Genomic DNA, 3,381 nt, shown 5'->3' with positions numbered 1-3,381 from the left:
CGCGCAAGCACGCGGGAGAGTAGGACACCGCCGGACCACCACCCCCCAACCAAACACTGGGATCGGGTTTCTCCTTCAACGATCAGCCTCGGGAATTCTTCGCGTCCCGCTTGGGGCGAGGACTTTTCTGCGGAACCGCTAGCGTGGTGGCATGAACGTTGATGACGATCTCGGACACCGCCCCCTCGTCCCCATCGAGCCGGCCGAACGCGTGATCCGTCGTCGCAGGGGGGCCAGGGTCCTCGTCCTGGCCGATGATCGCATCCTCCTCGAGCAGGACACCGATCCCGGGCTTCCGGGAACCACCTGGTGGGTCACACCCGGTGGGGGAGTGGACAGGGGCGAGAGCCACGCCGACGCGGCCGTGCGCGAGCTGCGCGAGGAGACGGGCCTGGTCGTGGCCAAGGCCGATCTGGTCGGCCCCATCGCCCGCCGTCTGGTCCACCACGGCTACACCGATCAGGTGCTCGTGCAGGACGAGGAGTTCTTCGTCGTCCGCACCGGGCGTTTCGAGGTGGACACCTCCGGGTACACGGCCGAGGAGAAGCGGACCCTCCTGCGCACGGCCTGGATGGCCCGCGCCGAGGTCGCCGCCGCTACCGTTTGGCCGAGGGAGATCCTCGAACTCTGGGACCGTGGGCAGGAGGACCTCATCGACCTGGGAAGCGTCGAGGAGTCCACGATCCCTCTCACCGACGGGCAGCGGGCCTTCCTGAACCTCGACTGAACGCCCTGGGCAGGGCAGCGCCGGTCCTCTCAGCCCCGGCCCTCCAGAGCCGCCTCTTCGGCGTTGATGATCCGGTAGGCGTAGCCCTGCTCGGTGAGGAAGCGCTGGCGGTGCTGGGCGAAGTCGGCGTCCACCGTGTCCCTGGCCACCACCGTGTAGAAGTGGGCGGCGTCGTCCCGCGCACTCTCGCGGCCGGCCAGTTGCTGTTTGGGGCGCAGCAGGCGTCCCAGCCGCTGAGCCTCCTCCTGACGCGAGCCGAAGGTGCCCGAGACCTGAATGGCCACCTGGGCGGCCGGCAGGTCGATCGAGAAATTCGCCACCTTGCTGACCACGAGCAGGTCGATGATCCCGGAGCGGAAGTCGTCGTAGATCCTCTGACGCCTCCCGATGCTCGTCCCGCCCGTGATGATCGGGCAGCCCAGGGCCCTCGCCAATTCATCGAGCTGGTCGACGTACTGGCCGATGATGAGGGTGGGCATGCCCTTGTGCGCCTCGACGAGGGAGCGCACGACGTCCAGCTTGGCGCTGGCCGTGGAGGCGAGCCGGTAGCGCACATCGGCATCGGCCGTGGCGTAGGCCATGCGCATGTCCTGCGGCAGGTCGACGCGCACCTCGACGCAGTCCGCCGGGGCGATGTAGCCCTGCGCCTCGATCAGACGCCACGGGGCGTCGTAGCGCCTGGGGCCGATGAGGCTGAAGACGTCGGCCTCGCGGCCGTCCTCGCGGACCAGGGTGGCGGTCAGCCCGAGACGCCGGCGGGCCTGCAGATCCGCGGTCATTCGGAAGACCGGGGCGGGCAGCAGGTGCACCTCGTCGTAGAGCACCAGGCCCCAGTCGCGGGCGCTGAGGAGCTCAAGGTTCGGGTGGATGCCGTTCCGCCTGGTCGTGATGACCTGGTAGGTGGCGATGGTCACCGGTCGGATCTGCTTCTTCGCCCCCGAGTACTCGCCGATCTCGTCGGGCGTCAGGCTCGTGCGGGCCAGGAGCTCGGCGCGCCACTGGCGGGCCGAGACGGTGTTCGTCACGAGGATGAGCGTCGTGGCCTTGGCGAGAGCCATCGCCGCGGCCCCGACGAGCGTCTTGCCGGCGCCGCAGGGCAGTACGATGACCCCGGAGCCGCCGTCCCAGAAGGCCCGTGCCGCCTCGTCCTGATAGGGGCGCAGGCTCCAGCCGTCCTCGACCAGCTCGATCGGGTGGGCCTCGCCGTCCACGTAGCCCGCGACGTCCTCGGCCGGCCAGCCCAGCTTGAGCAGCACCTGTTTGAGATGACCGCGCTCGGAGGGGTGGACGACGACGGTCGTCGGATCGATCGCCGTGCCCAGCAGGCCCCTCGTCCTCGCGCTGCGGCGCACCTGCGTCATGACGGCCTCGTCCAGGCTCGTCAGCACCAGACCGTGCGCGGGGTCCCTGTCGATGCGCAGCACACCGTAGCGGCCCATCGTCTCGGCGATATCGATGAGCAGGGCCGATGATACCGGGTACCTGGAGTAGGTGAGCAGGGCGTGCACGATCTGCTCGGCGTCGTGGCCAGCGGCGCGGGCGTTCCACAGGCCCAGCGGGGTCAGGCGATAGGTGTGGACGTGCTCGGGTGCGCGCTCCAGCTCGGCGAAGGGGGCGATCGCGGCGCGGGCCTCGTCGGCCAGCGGGTGCGCCACCTCCAGCAGCACTGTCCGATCGGATTGGACGATCAGGGGCCCGTCGTTGTTCATCACCATTCAGTATCCCTCAAGCTTTCGAAGCCCCGTCCCGGCGCCGGCACCGGGGCCGGGACGGCCCACAGGGGGGGCGGGCCATGCAGGACCGATGCCTCCCCCGCGAGCGCCCGGGGTTCGCGCCCGTGTGGCGGTACCCGTGACCGTGCCACCCGCCTCCCCCGCGAGCGCCCGGGACGGCAACCGCGGGACCGCGGCCGGGTACCCGGGTCAGGCGTGCGGCTCCGAGAGCTGCCGGGGCAGGCAGCTGTTGAGCAGCTGGTCCCCCGACAGAGTCGGGTAGAGCGCCGAGCAGACCGCGACGCCCGCCTCGTAGCTGTCTATGCCGCCCGGGTCGGCGATCGTCACCCAGGTGTCCTCGGGCAGCGAGAATATCTGCTTGCCGAAATCAGCGCCCTTGAGCAGAAGCACGTTGGGCATTCCGTGACTGGTCGCGTACTGGGCGCTCTCCTGGTACTTGGCGTAGATGTCGGGGAGCATGAAGGTGTGCGAGCCGCTCGAGGTGGTCTGCAGGGGATCGCTGACGCCCTCGTACTTGCTGTCGAGCTGCAGCACCCAGCGTCCGTTGAGGACGAGGTTCTGCAGGCTGCGGTTGCGGGCGTCATCGAGCTCGTTGAGCGCTTGGGTGCGTTCATCAACGGTCGGGGTCGGCGTGGGAGTCGGGGTCGGCGTGGGCGTCTCGCCTGTCGCCGGCGCCGAGGGCGAGGCCGCGGGGTCGTTCGAGGCGCGGCCGCGGCTGAGGAGGAGGATCCCCAGGCCGACACCGGTGAGCAGCAGGACGGCCAGGACGATGATGATCGCGGTCCTGACGTCGCCCCGGCCCTTGCCCCGGTTCCGCGCCGGGCCCGGGGGATAGGGGGCTCGGGACGCGTTCCGGGACACTGCGGCCCGGGCCGTGCCGGGGCGCGCGCTGGGGAACCCGATGGCGCTCAGCCCGTCGCC

The 3,381-nt window shown here is 70.3% G+C and carries 2 protein-coding genes and 1 pseudogene; 1 reads left to right on the top strand and 2 read right to left on the bottom strand.

Features of this window, described 5'->3' with window-relative positions; genetic code table 11:
• The first annotated feature begins 151 nt into the window (after window positions 1–151).
• Window positions 152–727, top strand: a complete 576-nt coding sequence (locus R2N01_RS11250) for an NUDIX domain-containing protein (RefSeq protein WP_316671236.1) — start codon at window positions 152–154, stop codon at window positions 725–727.
• A 29-nt stretch (window positions 728–756) separates the two neighbouring features.
• Here R2N01_RS11250 and R2N01_RS11245 read toward each other — a convergent pair whose 3' ends face one another.
• Window positions 757–2,439, bottom strand: a complete 1,683-nt coding sequence (locus R2N01_RS11245) for a DNA repair helicase XPB (protein WP_316671239.1) — start codon at window positions 2,437–2,439, stop codon at window positions 757–759.
• A gap of 210 nt (window positions 2,440–2,649) precedes the next feature.
• Window positions 2,650–3,381, bottom strand: a pseudogene (locus R2N01_RS11240) (hypothetical protein); the annotation flags it as partial.

This window comes from uncultured Propionibacterium sp., from assembly GCF_963539965.1.
Lineage (GTDB): Bacteria > Actinomycetota > Actinomycetes > Propionibacteriales > Propionibacteriaceae > Propionibacterium.
The sequence above is the reverse complement of the archived record's forward strand: the minus strand, read 5'-3'. Positions and strand labels throughout refer to the sequence as shown.

Bases quoted from the DNA above. Each gene is read 5' to 3' on its own strand.
- R2N01_RS11250 (WP_316671236.1), top strand. From the start codon at position 152: ATGAACGTTGATGACGATCTCGGACACCGCCCCCTCGTCCCCATCGAG.